Source organism: Enterobacter genomosp. O (assembly GCF_001022965.1).
In the GTDB taxonomy this organism is placed as follows: domain Bacteria; phylum Pseudomonadota; class Gammaproteobacteria; order Enterobacterales; family Enterobacteriaceae; genus Enterobacter; species Enterobacter cloacae_L.
Map to the genome: position 1 here is coordinate 972,458 of NZ_LECZ01000026.1, position 21,892 is coordinate 994,349.

The following is a 21,892-nucleotide window of genomic DNA, read 5'->3' on the forward strand; positions in this document are numbered from 1 at the left end:
ATTGTTGTGAGTATTGAATTCGGGCGTATGCCGCAGGCGTTATAAGATAATATTACCGGCGATATTTAAACTTATTAACAGTAAGGGCGTACAGCATCGCGGGTAGATATTTAAACAGAAATGAATTATTCTGTCGGCGATTTATCTATTTACCCTAAAGAAAAGGTTTTCAAATAATATGTCTTTGACGTTACAGAATCTTAATAATATCCGAACTCTGCGGGCCATGGCGCGCGAATTATCCCTGGACGTTCTTGAGGAAATGCTGGAAAAGGTCAGGGTCGTTGCCGAAGAGAAACGTAGTGAACTGGCGGAATTAGAGCAGCAGCGCGCTGAGCAGCAGGAGAAAATTAACGCCCTGCTGGAGCTGATGAAAGCCGACGGTATTTCACCGAATGACCTGCTGGGCACTGAGCTGGCGCAGGCGGGCAAGCCAGCGAAAAAACGCAAGCCGCGTGAAGCTAAATATCGCTTTATTGACCAGAACGGTGAAGAGAAAACGTGGACCGGCCAGGGCCGCACGCCGAAGCCTATTGCCAGCGCGCTGGCAAACGGTAAATCACTGGATGATTTTCTGATCTAATGCGTGAACCGGGCGGAATATTCCGCCCGGCTGTCTGTTCAGCAGACGCCAAAATCACCGTCTTCGGTATACGGCGCCAGATCGGCAGCTTTCAGAGTATATTTCTCGCCTTGCTCATTGCTGGCCTGTACCGCCACAATGCTGTCACCATTCACTTCGAGCACCTTCAGCTTTGGGCCGCCTTTGCGCGGTTGTACATAATCACCGACAGAAAACATATTACCTCCTCATCGTTTTAGCGATCTTCACCTTAGCCCACGTACGACGGTGGGTACAGCGTAATTCATCGTTTACTGCTTATGAGGTACGCCGGTTCCAGGGCATCACCTTGAGCAGCCGCGCCATGCCGCAAAAACCCGTCACACCCGCGAGCAGCAGCCCGGCCCCCACGAAACCGCTCAGCAGGAAAAAGCCGCTGGAGACGCTATAGCCCAGTACCACGCCGCAGAGAATGAGCAGCCCGGCGGCAATTTGCACCTGACGCATCAGCGGCAGCGGCTGGGATTTATCTTCGACGGTCTGTAGCCCGGCCTGCTTCCAGCCCTGAATGCCACCCTCGACCACAAAAGCCTGAGCGGGCGCGGCAGCCTGTGCAAGGCGATCGGCATTCCCCGAGGTCCGGGCGCCGGACTGACAGTGAAAAATCACCGTTTCACCTGCGTGCGTTTTAAGCCCACCGGGCAGAGTATCCAGCGGCACGGACTGCGCGACGGGAATATGCTCGCGGGCGTACTCGTCGGCATCGCGGATATCAATCAGTTTTGCGCCTTCAGCGACGCGGGCGCTGGCCTGGCGCGGGGAAAGAAGAGGAAGTGACATGGCGGCTCCTTACGGGCAATAAAGGGTTTTCAGGGTGCTGATAAGCTGATGCACCGCATCGTTTTTAATGAAATAAAGAATGCGCTGCGCGTCGCGGGTGCTGTCGATAAGGCCTTCCTCACGCATGCGCGCCAGGTGCTGCGACGTAGCGGACGCGCTAAGCCCCGTCGCACGCGCCAGTTCCCCCGCGCTGGTGCCGGGGGCACCGCACAGCGTGCAGAGGATCAGCAGCCGACGCGGGTTGCTCATTGCTTTTAAGAGTGCGGCGGCCTGCTCGGCGCTGGCCTGGAGTTGTTCAAGTTCAGTCATGGTAGTTTAGTATTTGCTTAATTAAGTAAATGCTAAACTAATCTAACGCTTTAAACCAGCGTCAAAAGCGTAAAAGAGGGTAAACGCGAGGTTAGGGACTGGTACAGACGGGTAAACGGGCTATGCTTAGAGAGTTCTCTTGATTATTTTCAATGGATTAGCTTGCACGGAGTTTTTATATGGGATTTTGGCGCATTGTTTTTACGATCCTCATACCGCCGCTGGGCGTGCTGTTGGGCAAAGGGTTTGGCTGGGCGTTTATTATCAACATTCTTCTGACGCTGCTGGGCTACTTCCCCGGCCTCATTCACGCGTTTTGGGTACAGAGCAAAAGCTAAGCGCGCCACAGTAAATCGCTATAGATATCGGTCAGCACGCCCGCTGGGCCAAACTGCTGTTTGATCCACCGCGTGACCTGACCGGTCGCGGCATGCTGCGTGGCGAGCAGCATGCGCGAGTCCTGACGCGGGTTATTAATCCGCCGCGTCACCAGCAGCCCGTCTTCCACTGCATCGCGCGTCATATATTCCGGTAAAAAACCTATCCCTTCCCCCAGGATCTGGCACTGGCATTTGGTGTTAAAGTCCGGCACCAGAATGGCCTCCTGTCCGTGCAGCAGCCAGCCGACCTTCTTATTAATCGTGTGTGCGGTATCTTCAACCATGATGTTGGGGTACAGGCGCAGCTGGCTCTCCGCTATCGGTTCCGGGACGAAGGCCAGCGGGTGTTCAGGCGAAATGGCGAACACCCAGCGGATGGCGCCGATCTCGGTGTAATCAATCCCGCCGCCGTCGAGCAGCGTGTCCGGTGCGCCAATCGCGATATTGGCCTGGTTGTTGATGATGGAGTCCCAGACGCCGTTATACACCTCGGTAGTAACGGTGATCTGGCAGGTAGGAAACTGCTTTTTCAGCACCTGCAGCAGCCGCGCGGTATGGCGCGGGGTGTATAAAAGCTGATTGATACAGATGCGCACCCGCGCCTCAATGCCCTGAGAAATGGTATCTATGCCGCGCTTGATGGCATGGAAATCATTCAGCAGGTCGGTCGCTTTGCGGTAAAAGTAAAACCCGGACTCGGTCAACTCAATGCTGCGCGTGTTGCGGACAAACAGCACCACGTCCAGCCCGGTTTCCATCCGCTTGATGGTGTAACTGATGGCCGAGGTAGTGACCCCAAGCTCGCTCGCCGCCTTGCTGAAGCTGCCGAAGCGTGCGGCGGTGGTAAAGGCCAGCAGGTTCTCTTCGGTAAAGATGGAATTCATATCGCTGCTCCCGTAAGCCATCAGTTTTGAACATATTTTAACAGCACCGTTACAATGCGCTTGATGTCGATCACAGTTCTGACGTTTAACGCCAGGCCGCGCGACATAAGGCTTTGTCAGACATAAGCAGAATGCAGCCTTGCGTGTTTAAAAGCCCCAAAACATAAGAAAAAGGTTGTACGGCCGCACGTTTTAGCTGAACTGTTGAATTTAACTCAACAATGAATTGACTGTCGATGAATCATTTTTAAGCGGATTCTTTTATGACCAGGCTGTTGCTATTCTCAGGTCAATAGAAATAAAAAACATCGGAGTCTGAATATGTCTGAAACTGAACTCGTTACTGAATTTCTGCTGGCGGCAGAAGAGGGCAATAGCGATGCGCTAAAAGCCTGCCTGGAGAGAGGCGTGGATATTAACGCCACCAACCGCCAGAAAAGAACGGCGGTTATTATTGCCAGCCTGAAAAAGCATTATTCCTGCGTGGCGCTATTAATTGCCGCCGGCGCGGATATTGATAAACAGGACCAGACCTGCTTTAACCCCTTCCTGATTAGCTGCCTGACCAACGATATTACCCTGCTGCGCCTCGTGCTTCCGGCAAACCCGGATCTTGAACGCCTGACGCGCTTTGGCGGCGTGGGCATTACGCCTGCCAGTGAAAAAGGGCACGTGGAGATCGTGCGCGAGCTGCTGGAAAAAACCGACATTAACGTCAATCACACCAACTTTGTCGGCTGGACGCCGCTGCTGGAAGCCATTGTGTTAAACGACGGCGGTGCAAAACAGCAGGAAATTGTGAAGCTGCTGCTGGAGCACGGGGCGAACCCGCACATGACCGATAAATACGGCAAAACCCCGCTCGAACTGGCGCGGGAAAAAGGCTTCGATGCGATAGCCGACCTGCTGCTGGCGGCGGGCGCGTAAAGCAATCGGCCAGCCGCGTCCGGCTGGCCGTTAATTTAAAAAGCATTTTTACCGACGTGCATTTTGCACGACGGCGGCCCCCTTTTATCCGCATCCAGGAGAAAATAATGCCAACGAAAATCGTGATTAAAAAGAACACCTATTTTGACTCCGTCTCATTAATGTCCGTTTCCACCAAAGCCAATAAATTACCGGGCGTCGAGCAGGCCTTTGTGGCGATGGCGACGGAAATGAATAAAGGCGTCTTAAAAAACCTCGGGCTATTAACGCCGGAATTAAACGAGGCTAAAAACGGCGACCTGATGATCGTGATTAAAGGCGACGCGGCCAATGATGAAACCCTGGCCGCTATTGAGGCGCTGTTCACCCGTAAAGAGAGCGCGGGCTCCCATGAAGCGCGCTACGCCACGATTGCCAGCGCCAAAAATCATCGTCCTGACGCAAACCTCGCGGTCATTTCGGTGAACGGTACCTTCGCCGCGCGCGAAGCGCGTCAGGCGCTGGAAAACGACCTTAACGTGATGCTCTTCTCCGACAACGTGTCGCTCGACGACGAGCTGGCGCTGAAGCAGCTCGCGCACAAGAAAGGGCTGCTGATGATGGGGCCGGACTGCGGCACCGCCATTATCAACGGCGCGGGGCTGTGCTTCGCCAACGCGGTGCGCCGCGGGCCGATTGGCATCGTCGGCGCATCGGGCACCGGCAGCCAGGAGCTGAGCGTTCGCATCCATGAGTTCGGCGGCGGCGTATCGCAGCTAATTGGCACCGGCGGGCGCGATCTCAGCGAGAAAATTGGCGGCCTGATGATGCTGGACGCCATCGACATGCTGGAAGCCGACGAGGTGACCCAGGTCATTGCACTTATCTCCAAGCCGCCTGCGCCCGCCGTTGCCGATAAAGTGCTGGCCCGCGCGCGCGCTTGCCGCAAGCCCGTTGTCGTTTGCTTCCTCGGCCGCAGCGAACCGCCGGCGGATGAAGACGGCCTGCAATTCGCGCGCGGCACCAAAGAGGCTGCGCTGAAGGCCGTCCTGCTTACCGGAATCAAAAAAGAGTCCCTGGACCTGCACCCGCTCAACTGGCCATTGATTGAAGAGGTGCGCGCCCGCCTGACCCCGCAGCAGAAGTACATTCGCGGCCTGTTCTGCGGTGGCACGCTGTGCGACGAGGCGATGTTCGCAGCACTGGAGAAGTTCGACAACGTTTACAGCAACATCCAGCCGGATCCGGCTAAGCGCCTGAAAGACATCAGCGTCAGTAAAGCCCATACCTTCCTCGACTTTGGCGATGATGACTTCACCAACGGCAAGCCGCACCCGATGATCGACCCGACCAACCGCATCAGCCGCCTGCTGCAGGAGGCCCGCGACCCGGAGGTCGGGGTGATTGTGATGGACTTCGTGCTGGGCTTTGGCGCGCACGAGGACCCTGTAGGGGTGATGCTCGACGCCATCAAAGAGGCGCAGGCGATTGCGAAAGCCGATAACCGTCCGCTGGAGATCCTCGGCTACGTGCTCGGCACCGACCAGGATCCGCAGCCGCTGGCGCAGCAGTGTCAGCTGCTCACCGACGCCGGCGTGATTTGGGCCAGCAGCAGCACCAACACCGGATTACTGGCTCGTGAATTTGTCTGCAAAGGGGAGAAAGCATAATGACGACCTTATTTAACCAGCCGCTGAACGTGATTAACGTCGGCATTGCAATGTTCAGCGACGATCTCAAAAAGCAGCACGTTCCCGCCACCCAGCTCGACTGGACGCCGCCGGGGCAGGGCAATATGCAGGTCGTTGGGGCGCTCGACCAGCTGGCCGAAAAACCGCTGGCGGAGAAAATCGCCGCCGCCAACCAAATCGCCCTTGAGCGCATTATTCAGTCTCATCCGGTGCTGGTGGGCTATGACCAGGCCATCAACGTTGTGCCGGGGATGACCCGCACCACCATTCTGCACGCCGGTCCGCCCGTCTCCTGGGAAAACATGTGCGGGGCGATGAAGGGCGCGGTCACCGGGGCGCTGGTGTTCGAAGGGCTGGCGACGGATCTGGAGGACGCGGCCAGGCTGGCGGCTTCAGGCGACATCACCTTCTCGCCGTGCCACGAGCACGACTGCGTGGGCTCCATGGCGGGCGTCACCTCCGCGTCGATGTTCATGCATATCGTTGAGAACAAAACCTACGGCAACCGCGCGTTCACCAACCTCAGCGAGCAGATGGCGAAGATCCTGCGCATGGGCGCCAACGACCAGAGCGTTATCGACCGTCTGAACTGGATGCGCGACGTGCTCGGCCCGATGCTGCGCGACGCCATGAAGATTATCGGCGAAATCGACCTGCGCCTGATGCTGGCGCAGGCGCTGCACATGGGCGACGAGTGCCACAACCGCAACAACGCGGGCACCACGCTGCTGATCCAGGCGCTGACGCCGGGGCTGATCCAAGCGGGCTATCCGGTGGAACAGCAGCGCGAGGTATTCGAGTTTGTCGCCAGCAGCGACTACTTCTCCGGCCCGACGTGGATGGCGATGTGTAAGGCCGCGCTGGACGCCGCCCACGGCATTGAGTACAGCACCGTCGTCACCACCATGGCGCGCAACGGCTACGAGTTTGGCCTGCGCATCTCCGGCCTGCCGGGACAGTGGTTCACCGGCCCGGCGCAGCAGGTGATTGGCCCGATGTTCGCAGGCTATAAGCCGGAAGACTCCGGGCTGGACATAGGCGACAGCGCGATTACCGAAACCTACGGCATCGGCGGCTTTGCGATGGCAACGGCCCCGGCAATTGTTGCCCTGGTGGGCGGCACGGTAGAGGAGGCCATCGACTTCTCCCGCCAGATGCGCGAAATCACCCTCGGCGAAAACCCGAACGTCACTATTCCGCTGCTCTCGTTTATGGGGATCCCGACCGCCATCGACATCACCAAAGTCGCCGGCACCGGCATTCTGCCGGTCATCAATACCGCCATTGCCCATAAAGATGCGGGCATCGGCATGATTGGGGCGGGCATCGTTCACCCGCCGTTTAGCTGTTTTGAAAAGGCGCTGTTGACCTTCCGCGATCGCTACTTTTTATAAGGCAAGCATCCATGAAAAACATGAAACTGGAGTGGAAAAGAGGTGACTGGGCAGCCTATTTCGGGTTGATGACCAACAACCTGACCAATTTGCTGACCATGATGGGGCTGCTCATTTTTGTCGTCGGCATCCCGAAGGAGATTGTTTATGGACGCATCGCGCCGGCCTTCGGGCTGGCGGTGCTGGCCGCGAGTATTTGCTACGCGTGGTTCGGCATGCAGATGGCGCGCCAGACCGGGCGCACGGACGTTACCGCGCTGCCGTCCGGCCCCAGCGCGCCGTCGATATTTACCGTGACCTTCCTGGTGCTGATGCCGGTGTATCAGCAAACGGGTGATGCGGAGTTCGCCATTCAGATTGGCCTGGTGTGGTGCTTTGTTGAGGCGATGATCCTGGCGGGCGGTTCGTTTTTAGGGGAAACCATCCGCAAGATGATCCCGCGCACGGTGCTGCTGTCGTGCCTGTCCGGCCTGGGCCTGCTGCTGCTGGCGATGAACCCGATGCTGCAGGCGTTCGAAGCGCCCACCGTGTCCTTTATCGTGCTGCTGCTGATCTTCATTAACTGGTTCGGTAAAAAGCCGATTTTCGCCAGAATTCCCACCGGTCTGCTGCTGCTGGTTGCCGGCACGGCCCTGGCGTGGATCTCCGGCCTGCAAAGTCCGGAAGCCATCAAAGCCTCGATGTCGTCGTTCGGCTTTAACCCGCCGCAGCTGCACGTGGACGGTTTCCTGCAGGGGCTGCCGCACGCGCTGCCGTATCTTGCCTCGGCGGTTCCGCTGGGCCTGGCAAACTACATCTTTGACCTGGAGAACATCGAAAGCGCCCACGCGGCGGGAGATGCCTACCCGACGCGCAAGGTGATGCTGGCGAACGGTCTGGCCTCCATGCTCGGCTGCCTGATGGGCAACCCGTTCCCGGTGACGGTCTACGTCGGCCACCCGGGCTGGAAAGCGATGGGCGCGAGCATCGGCTATACGCTGGCCTCTGGCGTGACCATGTTCATCGTGCCGCTGTTCGGGCTGGGGGCGTTTATGCTCGCCATCATTCCGATGACCGCCATCGTGCCGATTCTGGTGTTTATCGGCGTCGTCACCGCCAACCAGGTGGTGAGGGAAACGCCCAAAGTGGAGGTGCCCGTTATCTTCATCTGCCTGTTCCCGTGGATCGCCAACTGGGCGCTAACCATGATGAACAGCGTGATGGGCGCGGCGGGCACCAGCGCGGCGAAAATCGGCACCGACGTGCTGCACAGCAAAGGGATCTACTACGAAGGGTTGATGCATCTTGGCAACGGCGCGCCGCTCGCCAGCATGCTGTGGGGCTGTATCGCCATCTTTGCCATCATCAACAAGCCGCTGCGGGGCGCGATTGCCGCTGCCGTTGGGGCGCTTCTGGCGCTGTTTGGCGTAATCCACGCTCCGGTGGTGGGCTTTGCCGAAGGCAGTTCGCTGATGTTCGTGACGGCGTATCTGATGATGGGCGGCATGTTTGTGGTGAAGCATGTTCTCGACAGCCGGGAAGTGGCGAGCGCTGCGTCACCGGTTTCTGAATCCTGATAATGCCTGATGCCCTCACCCTAACCCTCTCCCTGTGGGAGAGGGCCGGGGTGAGGGCACCAGACCGCACCTTTTAAAGGAACCTGTATGAAAGAGCTTATGGTCGTCGCCATCGGCGGCAACAGCATTATCAAAGACAACGCCAGCCAGTCGGTTGAACATCAGGCGCAGGCGGTTAAAGCGGTGGCAGAGTCGGTGCTGGAGATGCTGGCATCCGACTATGACATTGTGCTCACGCACGGCAACGGCCCCCAGGTCGGGCTGGATCTGCGCCGCGCCGAAATCGCCCACGAACGGGAAGGGCTACCGCTGACGCCGCTGGCAAACTGCGTGGCGGACACCCAGGGCGGGATCGGCTACCTGATCCAGCAGGCGCTGAACAACCGCCTGGCCGCGCGCGGGGAGCAAAAAGCGGTCACGGTCGTCACGCAGGTTGAGGTGGATAAAAACGATCCCGGTTTCATAAACCCGACAAAACCCATCGGCGCCTTCTTCAGCGAGGCGCAGCGCGATGAGCTACAAATCGCCCACCCGGACTGGCGTTTCGTAGAAGACTCCGGTCGGGGCTATCGCCGCGTGGTGGCCTCACCCCAGCCGCTGCGGATTGTCGAATCGGAGGCCATCAAAACCCTGACGCAAAAAGGCTTTGTGGTGATCGGCGCGGGCGGCGGCGGGATCCCCGTTGTGCGCTCGGCGCAGGGCGATTACCAGAGCGTCGATGCGGTGATTGATAAAGATCTCTCCACCGCGCTGCTGGCGCGCGAGATCCGCGCCGACGTGCTGGTGATCACCACCGGGGTGGAGAGGGTGTGCGTCAACTTCGGCAAGCCGAACCAGCAGGCGCTGGACACCGTAACCGTGGCGCAGATGGCGCGCTACATGGAAGAGGGCCATTTCCCGGCGGGCAGCATGCTGCCCAAAATCGTCGCCTCGCTGGAGTTTTTACACCACGGCGGCAAGCGCGTGATTATCACCTCGCCGGACTGCCTGCCCGCGGCGCTGCGCGGGGAAACCGGTACCCATATTGTTAATGAAGGAAGATAAGATGAGTGAAAACAAAAGCCGCCGCGAATTCATCAGCCAGAGCGGCAAAATGGTCACCGCCTGCGCGCTGTTTGGCGCGACCGGAACCGTCGCGTATGCTTCTGACTCCGCAAAGCCAACCTGCGAGACCGGCAAACCGATGAACATCACCGCTAAGCATTACTATCTGGACAACGTGCTGCTCGAAGCCGGGTTTAACGTTGAGGGCAGCGTGGCGACAAGCACCCGCACCGAGCTGAAAACGATCGAGATTAGCGACGGGAAGATTGTCGCCCTGCGCGACAATAAAAGCCATGCCGATGCCACGCTGCCGCACTATGACGCGGGCGGCAAGCTGATGCTCCCGGCGATGCGCGATATGCACATCCACCTGGATAAAACCTTTTATGGCGGACCGTGGCGCTCCCTGAACCGTCCGGCGGGCACCACCATTCAGGACATGATCCGCCTCGAGCAAAAAATGCTGCCGGAGCTGCAGCCGTATACCCAGGAGCGGGCGGAAAAGCTGATCGACCTGATCCAGTCGAAAGGCTCCACCATCGCCCGCAGCCACTGCAATATCGAGCCGACCTCCGGCCTGAAGAATCTGGAAAATCTGCAGGCGGTTTTATCGCGCCGCAAGCCGGGCTTTGACTGTGAAATCGTTGCTTTCCCGCAGCACGGGCTGCTGCTGTCAAACTCAGAAAAACTGATGCGCGAAGCGATGCAGGCCGGGGCGCACTACGTGGGCGGGCTGGACCCCACCAGCGTCGACGGCGCGATGGAGAAATCCCTCGATCTGATGTTCCAGATTGCGCTGGACTACGGCAAAGGGGTGGACATTCACCTGCACGAAACCAGCCCGGCGGGCGTGGCGGCGGTGAATTACATGGTGGAAACCGTGGAGAAAACGCCGGCGCTGAAGGGCAAGCTGACCATCAGCCACGCCTTCGCGCTGGCAACGCTTAACGAACAGCAGGTGGATGAGATCGCCACCCGCATGGCGGCGCAGCAGGTGACCATTGCCTCCACCGTGCCGATTGGCACGCTGCATATGCCGCTGAAGCAGCTGCGCGATAAAGGCGTGTTTGTGATGACCGGCACCGACAGCGTGATTGACCACTGGTCGCCGTACGGCCTGGGGGACATGCTGGAAAAAGCCAATCTTTATGCCCAGCTCTACATCCGCCCGAACGAGCAGACCCTTTCCCGCGCATTAGGTATCGCCACCGGCGACGTGCTGCCGCTGAACGACAAGGGCGAACGCGTGTGGCCAAAAGCGCAGGACGAGGCCAGCTTTGTGCTGGTGGACGCCTCCTGTTCCGCCGAAGCCGTGGCGCGCATCTCCCCGCGTACCGCGACGTTCCATAAGGGGAATCTTGTTTGGGGCGTTGTGGGTTGACGTGCATTTCTCCCTCTCCCTATGGGAGAGGGTTGGGGTGAGGGCATCAGGCCGCAGGGAATGCTTTATACTGGGAGGCACATTGTTAAAGAGGGATCTGCCATGGCACAAAACATCTACGACAACCCGGCGTTTTTCGAAGGCTACGCCCAGCTTCCGCGCTCGGTACAGGGGCTGGACGGCGCGCCGGAGTGGCCCGCGCTGAAAAACATGCTGCCCGATCTCACCGGTAAATCGGTTGCCGATCTCGGCTGCGGCTACGGCTGGTTCTGCCGCGCCGCGCGTGAGCTGGGCGCGTCTGAAGTGACCGGCGTGGATATCTCGGAAAAGATGCTCGCCCGCGCCGCTGAGCTGACGCATGACGCCAGGATCCACTACCAGCGTAGCGATCTCGAATCGCTGACGCTCAGCGAGAACAGCTTCGATCTGGTCTATAGCTCCCTGGCGCTGCACTACCTGCCGGAGCTGGACACCCTGTTTGCTAAGGTTCAGCGCGCGCTCAAGCCCGGCGGCAGCCTGGTCTTTTCGATGGAGCACCCCATTTACACCAGCGCCACGCGTCAGGGCTGGCTGACCGACGATAACGGCGAGCGGTTCTGGGGTGTGAATCACTATCAGGACGAAGGCAAGCGCGTCAGCAACTGGCTGGCAGACGGGGTGATCAAGTATCACCGCACGCTGGGCACCACGCTTAACGCGCTCGTCAGGGCCGGGTTAACCATAAGCGAAGTCAACGAGTGGGGACCAACGCAGGCGCAGATTGACGCCTGGCCCGCGCTGGCCGAAGAGGCGGAACGCCCGATGCTGGCGTTGATCGCCGCGCGTAAGGCTTAATACCCGACCTTATACACTCGCCCGCTCTGCACGCCCTCCACGCTGCGGCGATAGGCGTTCGCCACGGTTGCCGCAGGGACGCTTTCGAAGCCCGGGAAGAAGCCGTCGTAGGTTTCGACGGATTCGGTGAGCACCGTCGGGCTAATCAGGTTGATGCGGATCCCGCGCGGCAGTTCACATGCCGCGGCGCGAACAAATCCTTCCAGCGCGGCATTCACCGTGGTGGCGTTCACGCCCTGGGCAATCGGCTCGTGCGCCACGATGCCGCTAATCAGGGTAATCGAGCCGCCTTCGTTCAGGTAATGCTGGCCGGTCAGCGCCAGGCGCACCTGCCCGAGCAGCTTATCCTGCAGGCCCTGATTGAAGTCGCTGTCCTTCATGGTCGCGAGCGGGCCAAAGTAGAGGCCGCCGCTGGCGGAGACAATGGCATCCACCGGGCCGATTTTCTCAAACAGCGCCTGAACGCTCGCCTGCGACGTAATATCCACCTGCTCGTCGCCCTGCGTGCGGCCGACGCGGATGATCTCGTGACGACGACCCAACTCTTCCGTTACCGCACGACCGACCGTACCGCTGGCACCAATAATGACGATTTTCATAGCCGACTCCTCATGTTGTGAGCCTTCATTCTTTAGTAAATTAAAATGCAGATAAACTGGGCTAAAGTTAGAAGATTACTAACCAGAGGTTTGGAATATGGATAAGCTTCGCAGCATGGAGACCTTTATTGCCGTGGTGGAAAGCGGCAGCTTCACTGGCGCGGCGGTACGGCTGGAGATGTCGGCGGTGATGGTGGGAAAGTACGTTGCGCTGCTGGAGTCTCAGCTCGGCACCCGCCTGCTGGAGCGCAACACGCGTCGCCAGAGCCTGACCGACGCCGGGCGGGTCTATTACGACGAGGCGAAGCGGGTGCTGGAGCAGGTGGCGATTGCCGAAAGCGCGGTTGAACGCCTGCGCGCCGCGCCTTCCGGCACCCTGCGGGTGACGGCGCCCACTTCGTTTGGCGGCAGCGCCATCGCACCGCTCACCGCCACTTTTTTACAACGCTACCCGGACGTGCGCGTTGAGCTGGATCTGACCAACCGGATGGTGGATCTGGTGGAGGAGGGCATCGATCTGGCCATTCGCATTGGCGACATTCACAACGACGATCTGGTGGCGAAATACCTCTGTCCTTACCGGATGGTGATCTGCGCCGCGCCGGACTACCTGGCGCGCTACGGTACGCCGCGAACCCCTGCCGATCTGGTGGATCATCTCTGCCTGTCCCACAGCGTGTGGACCGCACGCAACGAGTGGCGGCTGCCGGGCGTTGAAGGCGAGATGCGCTGGAAGCGGGATGCGGTCTTAAGATGCAACGATGGTTACGGGCTGCGGATGGCCGCAAGAGCGGGGGCGGGGCTGCTGCTGCAGCCGGAAGTGCTGGTGGCGGAAGATCTGGAAAGCGGCAGACTGGTGAGGGTGCTGGAGGAGTACATTCCGGCGCCGAGACCCGTGCACCTGCTGTGGCGTCAGGATTTACGACCGCTCCCTAAGCTTACGGAATTTATCGCCCATCTTCTGCTAAGATTGGGCACAATATAAAAAAAGAAGGTAAGCAAAGAATGTCTGTGAATAAACTCGCCAGCAGCGCGCAGGGCCTGCAATCATCTGCCATCCGTGAGTTATTAAAACATAGCAAAATGGCCGGCGTCATTTCGCTGGGTGGGGGCATTCCTAACCCGGCCTTGTTCGATCGCGAAGGCCTGAAAATTGCCGCTGATGCCGTATTATCACAGCATTTTGGAGAGGCCTTTCAGTACGGTCTGACCGAAGGTGTGCCGGGGCTGCGTGAAGAGATTCAGCGCATCTGTGAAGGGCGCGGGATCCGCTGCAAGGCAGATGACGTGGTCGTGACCTCCGGTTCGCAGCAATCGCTTGACGTGCTGGCGCGTGCACTGATTAACCCTGGCGATACCGTTGTCGTTGAGCGTCCAACCTATCTTGCCGCGCTGCAGGTGTTTGGCCTGGCGCAGGCGAATTTTGAATCCGTTGGCACCGATGGCGACGGAATGAACGTCGACGAGCTCGAAGCGCTGGTGGCCAAAAAAGCCATTAAAGCGGTGTATATCGTTCCCACCTTTGGTAACCCTGGCGGCGTGACGCTTTCTGAGGCGCGTCGTAAACAGCTGGTGGAACTCTCGAAGCGCCATGACTTCGTGATCATCGAAGACGATCCGTACAGCGAAATTAACTATACCGATGAAGTCTTCCGCCCGTTAATTGCCCATGCCAAAGATATCGGCAACGAAGAGAACGTGGTGTATACCTCAACTTTCTCTAAAATTCTTGCGCCGGGCACGCGCGTGGGCTGGGTGCTGGTGCCGGAATGGCTGAAGCGCGCGGTGGTGAACCTTAAGCAAACCACCGATCTGCACACCAGCACGCTGTCGCAGCTGATGACGTACGAATACCTCAAGACCGGCCGCATGGCCGATCAGATCAAAACGATCCGCGCAGCCTATCGCCAGAAATACCAGACGTTCGCCACGGAACTGGAAGCCGAGCTGGGCGATGTAATGACGTTCCACAAGCCGAAGGGCGGCATGTTCCTGTGGGCGAAGATGAAAAATGGTAGTAATACCACTCGCTGGCTGGAAAAGACGTTAAGTAACGGCGTAGTATTTGTGCCGGGCGAATTTTTCTACTGCAACGAGCCAGACCATTCGACGCTGCGTATGTCGTTTGTTACGCCAACGGATGAAGAACTGAAAGAAGCGGTTCGTCGCCTGAAAAAATCGCTGTAAAAGACCTGCGCATAACGGCCGGAACGCCGTTATGCGCAATACGCGTTCAGGGCGGCACGGGCCGCGATCGTTCATGGTGATCTCCATGTTTGAATTTCTGTTCGGTGTCGTTACGCACACGCCCGCCTGGGTGTGGGTGCTGTTTATCTTCCTTATCTCCCGCGGCATTAAAGCCCGCCGGCCCGCCACCGTTACGCTGGAGCGGCTTGCCATTATTCCGGGCATCTTTCTTATCTGGGATATCTACGATCTGGTGGTCTATCGCACGCTGACTCCCGGGACTGTCGCATTGTGGACGGCGGGGATCCTTGCCGGCGCAGCGCTCGGGTATCTCCTGATTAAGAAGGCGGTTATCACCCGCGCGGAGGCGCCGCGCAGCCTTTACCGCCAGGCCGACTACACCGCGCTGCCGTTTATGATGCTGGCATTCGGGGTGAAGTATGTGCTGGGCGTGATGAGCGCGGTCTCTCCCCAGACGATGCAGCAGCCCGCCATGAGCGCGCTGGCGATCGTCTCCGGCGGCGTGTTTGCAGGCGTCTTTATTGGGAAGTTTGCGCGCTATGTTGGGGTGTATAACCGTACCGTACCGCACCCGGCGGAGTGACGTTATTCTGACGCGTGTGCCAGCGTGCGATCTGCAGCATCACCGCTGAGGGCTCGCGTGACTTCATGGATCCGCCAGATTTTCCCTTCACGCAGCGAGGCAAACAGGTAAACCTCGATTTCTGCCTGACGATCATCGGGATACGTGACCGTCACGATATGCCGGTCAGCCAGAAGTTCGTCATGACAGGCTATGTCCGCCACGGTAAAGGCGATCGCGCGGATCTGTGAGCTTACGTGGCTCAGATGCTGGACAAAACCCCGGTAGTCAAGCGCGTGACCGTCCGTAAACTGCTGGTAATCGGGCGTAAATACTTCTGCTGGATCGATATCGCCATTGAATAAGCGGGTTAACAGGCAGGCCATCTTTTCGCGCTGCGCGGCGTTGTCGGTGTCGGCTATCAGGGACGTGATAATGCTCATGCGGGCTCCTTATGTGGTTGAATTACCATTATCCTTGACAGCCGAAGTCGCAGTTTCTGTAATGCGCCAATAAATAACGATTTTCGGTCAAAATAATATGGTCAGTACTGAAACGCTCCTTCATCCCGGCGGGTACCGAACGCCATGGCACAGTCATCGCACCGGCCAGTTGTGGCGCATTGCAACGGGGCTGCTGGTCATTGAGACGCGGCAGGCACGCTCGGTCGTACCGGCAAAACACATCGGCTGGATCCCTCCGAACCAGCAGCACGCCGCTTTTTCTGAAAGTGCGATAGAAGGCTGCGCTATCTATGTGGACCCCGCCTGGTGCGCAATGCTTCCCGATGCACCCGCGCTATTCGAGCCCGACGATCTCACCCATGCACTGTTTACCCGTTTATGTGTTGCAGAGAGCGAGTACGATCCGCGAAAACTTACTTTGCTGCTGGATGAGCTTGCCCGGACGCCCCAGGCTCACTTTTCTCTTCCCGTGCCGACGGATCCGCGTCTGAAGAACGTGGTCAGTCATTTGCTGCAGTTTGTCGATGATAACCAGACGGTCGAGAGCCATGCTATTCATGCTGGAATGAGCGTGCGTACGTTCAACCGTCGGTTTTGTGCCCAGACCGGAATGAACTTTGTTAACTGGCGGCAGCTGGCACGCGTCATGCGGGCAATGGAGTGGCTGGCGGCGGGGAAGCCGGTAGGGTGGATTGCGCTGTCCTGCGGCTACAGCAGCGTCAGCGCATTTATTGAGGTTTTCAGAGCATGGACCGGTAAAACGCCGGGGCAATGGGCGATTAAAGAAGGCCCTTTTGGGCGAAGGTAATGCGTGTGGCTTCGTTGAGATCCAGCGCTTTTAACGATTCCGGATTAACCCAGGCGATCTCCTGAAACTCTTCATTAAAGGTGACTTCCCGGTTGGCGCTGATGCAGTCGAAGATCAGATAGATCATGTAAATCTCCTCTGTGGTGCCATCGGCGTAGGTTTTCACCCTGATGTCATCGCGAAAAGCCCACGGCGTGACCGAGGCGATCTCCAGCGCTTCGCCAAGCTCTTCGCGGATCTCACGGCGCAACGCCTGTTCCATGGGTTCGCCCGGCTCCATTCCGCCACCGGAGAGAGCCCACTGGCCGGGGAACACGCCGCGATCGTTGGCCATTTTACACAGCAGGTAGGCACCGTCGTTCTGGATGATGGGGCAGACAATGGTTCGTTGGCGCATGATTTCTTCCTGAAAAATGAATTTGGGCTACTTTAGCAGATTGGGGGTGAGGGTTATGTTAGAGGTGTTCGATTCTCGCTCCCTGGTTTTCTTCGTTTTGTTGCAGATTCAGCCAGAATTCAATGCTGGTATCGAATGCGTTTGCCAGTTTTAACGCCATAACGGCGGTGAGTTTTATTTTTCATCCGCATGCAGGTGGTGTTGCGGTCTGATGCCCTCACCCCAACCCTCTCCCACAGGGAGAGGGAGATTAGAGCGTAGCCGCCACCCGGCAATCCAGGCTCAACGCTCCCTCAGCGCCTCCTTCGCCCGGTTAAACGGCTTGATCATATAATCCAGCACCGTTTTTTCTCCGGTCTTAATGTCCACCGTCGCAATCATCCCCGGCACAATTGAGAAGTGCCTGCCGGCCTTATTCACCAGATAATCCTGGCTGGTGCGGATAAACACCCGGTAATAGAACACCTCCGGCTTGGCCTCGTCCTGAATGGTATCCGGAGAAATCGTCTCCACCACCCCGTGCAGCCCGCCGTAAATGGCGTAATCGTAGGCGGTGATTTTGACCAGCGCCTCCTGGTTCGGGTGGATAAAGGCGATGTCGCGCGGCGACAGGCGGGTTTCAATCAGCAGGTGATCGTCCACCGGCACAATCTCCATTAGCTCGCCGTTGGGCGGGATCACGCCGCCGATGGTGGTGACCTTGATGTTTTTCACGATCCCGCGCACCGGGGATTTCACCGTCAGACGGGTGACGGAGTCCTGGCGGCCTTTGAGGATCGCCGAGACCATATCCACTTCCGCGTTGGCCTTGGAGAGCGCCTCGCGCGCCTGAACGTAATACTGCGAGCGCACGTCGGTGAGCTTCAGCTCCAGGTCGCTTTTCTGCCGCTGCAGGCGCAGGACCTCCACGTGGCTGGCGGCCCCGGTTTTGACCAGCCGCTGGGTGATGGCCAGCTCCTTATTGGCGAGATCGAGCGCGGCGCGCAGCTCCCGCTGGGTATCCTCCAGCTGCGCGCGGCGTGAGTTGTAGAGCCGCGTTTCGTCAGCAATCAGATCCGGCCATTTTGCCAGCGAAGGGGGAAACTTCAGCGGCAGATCGTTCACCTCGGCGTACAGGCGGGCGCTGGAGGCCAGTGAAGCGCGGTAGCGCGCCGCGCTTTCGCCGACGTTCGATTCGGAACGCGTCGGATCGAGGCGCGCCAGGACCTGCCCGGCCTGCACCTGATCGCCCTCGTGGACATTCAGCTCGGTGAGGATCCCGCCGTCCAGCGACTGTAACACCTGCTCTCGCGAGCTGGGGATCACCTTCCCGGAGCCGGTTGATACCTCATCCAGCACGCCAAACCACGCCCAGACGCCTAGCACCACGAACATCAGCAGCGAGAAGATCACGATCCGCCGCGCGCCGGTGTAGCCGCTTTCGGAGTCGAGGGCGTTATCCAGATCGTCCATTGCGGCAACGTCACGCTGACTGATTTTCATTTTTCCACTCCCGTCCGGTTGCTGCCTGCTGCTGCTGTTGCTGCATACGGCTGTTGTTCAGCGCCTGGGCTTTTGGCGCGTCCATTACCAGCATGCCTTCCTTGAGCACCACGACCCGCTCCACCAGCTCCAGCACCGGTACGCGGTGGGTGGCGACGATGAGGGTGCGATGGCCGAGCCAGTCGCCCAGCCGCTGGATAAATTCCCGTTCGGTGTGCTCGTCCAGCGAGGCGGTGGGTTCATCCATCAGCACGATATTCGGATCGCGCAGGAGCATACGCGCCAGCAGAATCGACTGGCGCTGCCCGCCGGAGAGCCCCACGCCGTTTTCCATGATCGGGTAGTCCAGCCCCTTGGGCAGCTTCTGCACGAAGCCCGCCGCGCCGGTCATCTCCAGCGCCTCGAAAATCTCTTCGTCGGTGGCGCGCGGCATGCCGAGGGTAATGTTTTCGCGCAGGGTGCCGTAAAACAGCCGCGCGTTCTGGGTCATAAAGCCGACGTTGCGCCGGACGTCGGCGACGTCGAGATGCGGCAGGCTGAAGCCGTCGAGCCGCAGCTCGCCGGCCGCCAGATCCATCCCGCCCGCCATGGCCTGCAGCAGGGTCGATTTCCCGGCGCCGTTGCGCCCGAGGATCGCCACTTTTTCGCCCGGTTTGATCTCCAGACGGTTAATGCGCAGCGCCATGCGCGGATCCTCCGGGTGATAGCGGAACTGCGCCTGTTCAAAGAGATAGTGTCCGCGCAGCACGTCCTGGCGAATTGGCGTCTCCTCGCGCTGGTTCTCGGTGGGCAGCTGCATGATGCTGTCCAGCCCCTCTTTTGCCGCTTTGACCTGCTGCCAGCGGGCCAGCACGCCGCAGAGCGTTGCCATCGGGGCGATCATGCGGGAGGCCAGCATCGACGCGGCGACCACTGAACCGGTGGTCAGGGTGCCGTCGATCACCATCGGCGCGCCGACCACGATCACGGCGGCGTAAACCAGGCTCTGGATGGTCATTCCCCAACTGATCAGGTTCTGCGTCAGCTCGCGGGTGCGCAGGCCGGATTCCGCGGTGATCTGGATATAGCTGTTCCACTGTTGCAAAAAGCGGTTTTCCGCCTGCATCAGCTTGATGTCCTCCAGCCCCTGAACGCTCTCCACCAGCACCGCGTTGCGCAGGGTTGATTCATGGGCTGACTGCTTCGCCAGCTCCGCCAGCTTCTTCTGCAGCAGCAGGCCGGGCAGAACCATGATCACCGCCGCCACCGGTGCGATCCACGCCAGCTGCGGAGCGATGATCGCCAGCACCACCACGAACAGTAAAAAGAAGGGCAGGTCGACAATCGTCGAGATGGTGGACGAGGTCACCATCTCGCGGATCTGCTCCAGCTCGCGCAGCTGGGAGATAAAGCTGCCGGTTGAGCGGGGGATAGCGCTGTTGCGCAGCCGCAGCGCGTGGCCGAATACGCGATCCGAAACGCGCATGTCCGAGCGCTTGCCCAGCAGATCCATAATGTGCCCGCGCGCCACGCGCAGCACGAAGCCAAACAGGGTGGCGATCAGCACGCCGATGGTCAGGACGTAAAGCGTCGGGTAGGACTGCGCGGGGATCACCCGGTCGTACACCTGCATGGAAAAAACGATCCCGGAGAGCGACAGCACGTTGATAAACAGCGCGGCGAGCATCACCCAGCTGTAGGGGCGCAAGTCGCGCATCACCAGCCGGTAGAGCCAGTCCGGGCGGTATTTAGAGATGTAGGCGTCGACGCGGCTGTCCTTCAGCGCGGCGAGTGGACGCAGGGCAATGACGTGGCGGATGGCGGGCAGCATCGCCGTCATCGACAGGCGGTTGGTGTAGGTCTCGTCGTCAAAGAAGCTGACCTCAAGGGTATCGTTGCCGTCGAAATGTTCGATCACGCCGATCCTGCCGTCATCCATCGCCACCACCACCGGCAGACGCCAGCTGTTGATCGCCTCCTGGCCGGCAGTAAGCAGCTGAAACGACAGCCCCGCCTCGCGTGCCAGCTGGGTGAGGGCGGGTACCATCGGTTTACCCTTCAGCCACGGCGCGCCCGCCAGCAGCGCGCCGGGAGAGCAAGAGACGCGGTAGCGCGTGGCGACAAAGCCAAAGGCCTGCGCCCACTGGACCAGGGCCTCATCCGTCATGTTTTCACCTTGCGGGATATCACGCTGCTTCATGGCTGGATCTCCACGGTCTGGATGGTGCGGTTATCAAGGTCGAACGCGTGACGCAGTTGCCCGGTGTTATAAAGGCAGTTGAGCTGCAGCTGGTGCAGCTGGCCGAGGGTCTGCTGCTGGGTGAAGCGCGCCTGGTAGACCTCCTGCTCGGCGTTGAGCACGTCGAGCAGCGGGCGCGAGCCGAGATCGAGATACTGCTGCTGGTACAGCTCGCGGGTGCGGGCGCTGAGCGCCTCCTGGCGACCCTGAATTTGCAGCGTGCTTTGCAGGCTCATCACCTGGCTGCGGGCTTCCAGCAGTTTCTGGCGGACGTCAAGACGCGTGCGCTGAATGGTGGACTGCGCCGCTTCCACCGCGTGTCCGGCGGCGTTACGCCGGGCGGTGAGGCCGCCGCCCTGATAGAGCGGCATCTGCACTTTTACCCATGCGGAATACTGGGTGCGATCCCGCGTGTCGCTGCCTGCATAGCGATCGTTCATGTAGTGACGCACCTCCGGCTCCAGCGAGACGGTTGGCGTCATCTGCGCGTCGGCGTAGTCGAGGTTAGCCTGGGCGACGTTAGCCTGCGCCCAGGCGGCGAGTACCGCGGGAACCAGACGGTCATCTGGCTCGGCGATGTCGCAGCTCCGGCCCAGCTTCTGCGGGAAATCATTGCTGATCGCGTTCAGGCTGTTCCAGCCGAGAAAGCTCATCAGCGTGGCGCGGGCGCTGTCCAGGCTGGCCTGGTACTGCATCAGCTGGGCGCGCGCGCCTTCGATACGGGCATCGGTCTGCACCACGTCAGAGAGCGAGGTGGCCCCTTCGTCATTACGCTGGCGGGTCAGCGTGCCGATGGAGGAGAGGGCCTCAAGCTGCTCTTTGGCGGTATCGACCATCTGCTGCCACGTTTGCACCTGCACCATGGCGATGGCGGTATCGTGGGCGATGGTGTCAATGCTCACCAGCACGTTGGCCTGCTGCTGGGCCACGCCGGCGCTCTCGGCGCGAACCTGGCTTGCCACCTTGCCGAAGTCGTAGAGCATTTGCGAGAGAGAAAGCACCAGCGACGGCGTAAAGCCGTTCTGGTCGCCGTCGTGGGAGTAACCATTGTCCACGCCGGCATTAATCTGCGGATAGTATTTTGATTTAGCGACGTCAACCTCTTCGCTCTGCTGGTACAGTTTTCCCACCGCTTCGCTGATGGCCGGGTGCCAGGTGACGGCGCGGTTGACGGCGTCGCCAAGCTGTAACGAGCCGGGAGCGGCTTTGCCGGCCACCGGGGCCACGCGGCCGTTGAGCGAGGGGAGTTCCTGCGTTTCGCGAAGCTGTCCGGTATTGATCGTTGCCGCCGGGTTCGCGCAGAGAGCGGGCACAGATATCAGGCAGCACGAGAGCCACCAGTAAGGCATCTTCATTCCCATGTCATGTCCCTA

Annotated in this window: 23 protein-coding genes; 13 read left to right on the forward strand and 10 right to left on the reverse strand. The window is 59.5% G+C overall.

Annotation, left to right across the window (positions count from 1 at the left end; genetic code table 11):
- Positions 1-178 precede the first annotated feature (178 nt).
- The gene (gene stpA / locus ABR39_RS18410) at positions 179-583 is read left to right on the forward strand and encodes a DNA-binding protein StpA (protein ID WP_047348091.1); all 405 of its coding nucleotides are present in this window, start codon (positions 179-181) and stop codon (positions 581-583) included.
- Positions 584-621: 38 nt separating this feature from the next.
- Here the strand turns inward: stpA and ABR39_RS18415 are convergent, their stop codons facing one another.
- The 3 genes from ABR39_RS18415 to ABR39_RS18425 form a co-directional block, all read right to left on the reverse strand.
- Positions 622-801, reverse strand: a complete 180-nt coding sequence (locus ABR39_RS18415; RefSeq protein ID WP_047348092.1) for a hypothetical protein — start codon at positions 799-801, stop codon at positions 622-624.
- A 79-nt stretch (positions 802-880) separates the two neighbouring features.
- On the reverse strand, positions 881-1,402 hold the full coding sequence (locus ABR39_RS18420) for a rhodanese family protein (protein WP_047348093.1): 522 nt from the start codon (positions 1,400-1,402) through the stop codon (positions 881-883).
- Between the two features lie 9 nt (positions 1,403-1,411).
- Positions 1,412-1,711: an ArsR/SmtB family transcription factor gene (locus tag ABR39_RS18425; RefSeq protein WP_047348094.1), complete on the reverse strand. Its 300-nt coding sequence runs from the start codon at positions 1,709-1,711 to the stop codon at positions 1,412-1,414.
- A 179-nt stretch (positions 1,712-1,890) separates the two neighbouring features.
- Between ABR39_RS18425 and ABR39_RS18430 the strand changes: the two genes are divergently transcribed.
- Positions 1,891-2,049, forward strand: a complete 159-nt coding sequence (locus ABR39_RS18430) for a YqaE/Pmp3 family membrane protein (protein ID WP_023308917.1) — start codon at positions 1,891-1,893, stop codon at positions 2,047-2,049.
- Here ABR39_RS18430 and ABR39_RS18435 read toward each other — a convergent pair.
- On the reverse strand, positions 2,046-2,975 hold the full coding sequence (locus ABR39_RS18435) for a LysR substrate-binding domain-containing protein (protein ID WP_047348195.1): 930 nt from the start codon (positions 2,973-2,975) through the stop codon (positions 2,046-2,048). The two genes, ABR39_RS18430 and ABR39_RS18435, sit on opposite strands and share 4 nt — an antisense overlap.
- A gap of 321 nt (positions 2,976-3,296) precedes the next feature.
- Here ABR39_RS18435 and ABR39_RS18440 point away from each other — a divergent pair, with 321 nt between their 5' ends.
- From ABR39_RS18440 to ABR39_RS18470, 7 genes are all read left to right on the forward strand, one after another.
- Positions 3,297-3,902 carry an ankyrin repeat domain-containing protein gene (locus tag ABR39_RS18440; protein WP_047348095.1) on the forward strand — a complete coding sequence of 202 codons (606 nt, stop codon included), beginning with the start codon at positions 3,297-3,299 and terminating at the stop codon, positions 3,900-3,902.
- A 107-nt stretch (positions 3,903-4,009) separates the two neighbouring features.
- Positions 4,010-5,551, forward strand: a complete 1,542-nt coding sequence (gene fdrA, locus ABR39_RS18445) for an acyl-CoA synthetase FdrA (protein ID WP_047348096.1) — start codon at positions 4,010-4,012, stop codon at positions 5,549-5,551.
- A complete protein-coding gene (locus ABR39_RS18450) occupies positions 5,551-6,966 on the forward strand; it encodes a DUF1116 domain-containing protein (RefSeq protein WP_047348097.1) in 1,416 nt (471 codons plus the stop codon). Before fdrA ends, ABR39_RS18450 begins: the two co-directional genes overlap by 1 nt.
- A gap of 11 nt (positions 6,967-6,977) precedes the next feature.
- Complete coding sequence (locus ABR39_RS18455; RefSeq protein ID WP_047348098.1) at positions 6,978-8,522, forward strand: hypothetical protein; 1,545 nt, start codon at positions 6,978-6,980, stop codon at positions 8,520-8,522.
- 87 nt (positions 8,523-8,609) lie between these two features.
- Positions 8,610-9,566 (forward strand): carbamate kinase family protein, encoded by a 957-nt coding sequence (locus ABR39_RS18460; protein WP_047348099.1) that lies wholly within the window; start codon positions 8,610-8,612, stop codon positions 9,564-9,566.
- Between the two features lies 1 nt (position 9,567).
- Positions 9,568-10,947 (forward strand): amidohydrolase family protein, encoded by a 1,380-nt coding sequence (locus tag ABR39_RS18465; protein WP_047348100.1) that lies wholly within the window; start codon positions 9,568-9,570, stop codon positions 10,945-10,947.
- 102 nt (positions 10,948-11,049) lie between these two features.
- On the forward strand, positions 11,050-11,781 hold the full coding sequence (locus tag ABR39_RS18470; RefSeq protein ID WP_047348101.1) for a class I SAM-dependent methyltransferase: 732 nt from the start codon (positions 11,050-11,052) through the stop codon (positions 11,779-11,781).
- On the opposite strand, the gene ABR39_RS18475 is transcribed toward ABR39_RS18470, so the two are convergent.
- On the reverse strand, positions 11,778-12,380 hold the full coding sequence (locus ABR39_RS18475) for a short chain dehydrogenase (RefSeq protein WP_047348102.1): 603 nt from the start codon (positions 12,378-12,380) through the stop codon (positions 11,778-11,780). The genes ABR39_RS18470 and ABR39_RS18475 overlap by 4 nt on opposite strands.
- Positions 12,381-12,477: 97 nt before the next feature.
- Between ABR39_RS18475 and ABR39_RS18480 the strand changes: the two genes are divergently transcribed.
- The 3 genes from ABR39_RS18480 to ABR39_RS18490 all read left to right on the forward strand — a co-directional run bounded on the left by ABR39_RS18480 (position 12,478) and on the right by ABR39_RS18490 (position 15,171).
- Entirely contained in the window at positions 12,478-13,365 is an 888-nt protein-coding gene (locus tag ABR39_RS18480) for a LysR family transcriptional regulator (RefSeq protein WP_047348103.1), read from the forward strand.
- 20 nt (positions 13,366-13,385) lie between these two features.
- The gene (locus ABR39_RS18485) at positions 13,386-14,567 is read left to right on the forward strand and encodes a PLP-dependent aminotransferase family protein (RefSeq protein ID WP_047348104.1); all 1,182 of its coding nucleotides are present in this window, start codon (positions 13,386-13,388) and stop codon (positions 14,565-14,567) included.
- 85 nt (positions 14,568-14,652) lie between these two features.
- A complete protein-coding gene (locus ABR39_RS18490; protein ID WP_047348196.1) occupies positions 14,653-15,171 on the forward strand; it encodes a DUF6622 family protein in 519 nt (172 codons plus the stop codon).
- A 2-nt stretch (positions 15,172-15,173) separates the two neighbouring features.
- On the opposite strand, the gene ABR39_RS18495 is transcribed toward ABR39_RS18490, so the two are convergent.
- Positions 15,174-15,593 (reverse strand): nuclear transport factor 2 family protein, encoded by a 420-nt coding sequence (locus ABR39_RS18495; RefSeq protein WP_047348105.1) that lies wholly within the window; start codon positions 15,591-15,593, stop codon positions 15,174-15,176.
- 97 nt (positions 15,594-15,690) lie between these two features.
- Between ABR39_RS18495 and ABR39_RS18500 the strand changes: the two genes are divergently transcribed.
- Positions 15,691-16,422, forward strand: coding sequence for an AraC family transcriptional regulator (locus ABR39_RS18500; protein ID WP_047348106.1), 732 nt, complete (start codon positions 15,691-15,693; stop codon positions 16,420-16,422).
- Here ABR39_RS18500 and nudI read toward each other — a convergent pair.
- The 4 genes from nudI to ABR39_RS18520 all read right to left on the reverse strand — a co-directional run bounded on the left by nudI (position 16,394) and on the right by ABR39_RS18520 (position 21,880).
- On the reverse strand, positions 16,394-16,819 hold the full coding sequence (gene nudI, locus ABR39_RS18505; RefSeq protein ID WP_047348107.1) for a nucleoside triphosphatase NudI: 426 nt from the start codon (positions 16,817-16,819) through the stop codon (positions 16,394-16,396). The genes ABR39_RS18500 and nudI overlap by 29 nt on opposite strands.
- Positions 16,820-17,101: 282 nt before the next feature.
- Entirely contained in the window at positions 17,102-18,271 is a 1,170-nt protein-coding gene (locus ABR39_RS18510) for an HlyD family efflux transporter periplasmic adaptor subunit (RefSeq protein ID WP_085930317.1), read from the reverse strand.
- Between the two features lie 10 nt (positions 18,272-18,281).
- Positions 18,282-20,480, reverse strand: coding sequence for a type I secretion system permease/ATPase (locus tag ABR39_RS18515; RefSeq protein WP_047348108.1), 2,199 nt, complete (start codon positions 20,478-20,480; stop codon positions 18,282-18,284).
- On the reverse strand, positions 20,477-21,880 hold the full coding sequence (locus ABR39_RS18520) for a TolC family outer membrane protein (protein WP_047348109.1): 1,404 nt from the start codon (positions 21,878-21,880) through the stop codon (positions 20,477-20,479). The genes ABR39_RS18515 and ABR39_RS18520 overlap by 4 nt, the downstream gene beginning before the upstream one ends.
- Positions 21,881-21,892 lie beyond the last annotated feature (12 nt).

Excerpts from the sequence above, each read along its gene's own strand:
- stpA (WP_047348091.1), top strand. The coding sequence starts at position 179 with ATGTCTTTGACGTTACAGAATCTTAATAATATCCGAACTCTGCGGGCC.
- ABR39_RS18415 (WP_047348092.1), bottom strand. The coding sequence starts at position 801 with ATGTTTTCTGTCGGTGATTATGTACAACCGCGCAAAGGCGGCCCAAAG.
- ABR39_RS18420 (WP_047348093.1), bottom strand. The coding sequence starts at position 1,402 with ATGTCACTTCCTCTTCTTTCCCCGCGCCAGGCCAGCGCCCGCGTCGCT.
- ABR39_RS18425 (WP_047348094.1), bottom strand. The coding sequence starts at position 1,711 with ATGACTGAACTTGAACAACTCCAGGCCAGCGCCGAGCAGGCCGCCGCA.
- ABR39_RS18430 (WP_023308917.1), top strand. The coding sequence starts at position 1,891 with ATGGGATTTTGGCGCATTGTTTTTACGATCCTCATACCGCCGCTGGGC.
- ABR39_RS18435 (WP_047348195.1), bottom strand. The coding sequence starts at position 2,975 with ATGAATTCCATCTTTACCGAAGAGAACCTGCTGGCCTTTACCACCGCC.
- ABR39_RS18440 (WP_047348095.1), top strand. The coding sequence starts at position 3,297 with ATGTCTGAAACTGAACTCGTTACTGAATTTCTGCTGGCGGCAGAAGAG.
- fdrA (WP_047348096.1), top strand. The coding sequence starts at position 4,010 with ATGCCAACGAAAATCGTGATTAAAAAGAACACCTATTTTGACTCCGTC.
- ABR39_RS18450 (WP_047348097.1), top strand. The coding sequence starts at position 5,551 with ATGACGACCTTATTTAACCAGCCGCTGAACGTGATTAACGTCGGCATT.
- ABR39_RS18455 (WP_047348098.1), top strand. The coding sequence starts at position 6,978 with ATGAAAAACATGAAACTGGAGTGGAAAAGAGGTGACTGGGCAGCCTAT.
- ABR39_RS18460 (WP_047348099.1), top strand. The coding sequence starts at position 8,610 with ATGAAAGAGCTTATGGTCGTCGCCATCGGCGGCAACAGCATTATCAAA.
- ABR39_RS18465 (WP_047348100.1), top strand. The coding sequence starts at position 9,568 with ATGAGTGAAAACAAAAGCCGCCGCGAATTCATCAGCCAGAGCGGCAAA.
- ABR39_RS18470 (WP_047348101.1), top strand. The coding sequence starts at position 11,050 with ATGGCACAAAACATCTACGACAACCCGGCGTTTTTCGAAGGCTACGCC.
- ABR39_RS18475 (WP_047348102.1), bottom strand. The coding sequence starts at position 12,380 with ATGAAAATCGTCATTATTGGTGCCAGCGGTACGGTCGGTCGTGCGGTA.
- ABR39_RS18480 (WP_047348103.1), top strand. The coding sequence starts at position 12,478 with ATGGATAAGCTTCGCAGCATGGAGACCTTTATTGCCGTGGTGGAAAGC.
- ABR39_RS18485 (WP_047348104.1), top strand. The coding sequence starts at position 13,386 with ATGTCTGTGAATAAACTCGCCAGCAGCGCGCAGGGCCTGCAATCATCT.
- ABR39_RS18490 (WP_047348196.1), top strand. The coding sequence starts at position 14,653 with ATGTTTGAATTTCTGTTCGGTGTCGTTACGCACACGCCCGCCTGGGTG.
- ABR39_RS18495 (WP_047348105.1), bottom strand. The coding sequence starts at position 15,593 with ATGAGCATTATCACGTCCCTGATAGCCGACACCGACAACGCCGCGCAG.
- ABR39_RS18500 (WP_047348106.1), top strand. The coding sequence starts at position 15,691 with ATGGTCAGTACTGAAACGCTCCTTCATCCCGGCGGGTACCGAACGCCA.
- nudI (WP_047348107.1), bottom strand. The coding sequence starts at position 16,819 with ATGCGCCAACGAACCATTGTCTGCCCCATCATCCAGAACGACGGTGCC.
- ABR39_RS18510 (WP_085930317.1), bottom strand. The coding sequence starts at position 18,271 with ATGGACGATCTGGATAACGCCCTCGACTCCGAAAGCGGCTACACCGGC.
- ABR39_RS18515 (WP_047348108.1), bottom strand. The coding sequence starts at position 20,480 with ATGAAGCAGCGTGATATCCCGCAAGGTGAAAACATGACGGATGAGGCC.
- ABR39_RS18520 (WP_047348109.1), bottom strand. The coding sequence starts at position 21,880 with ATGGGAATGAAGATGCCTTACTGGTGGCTCTCGTGCTGCCTGATATCT.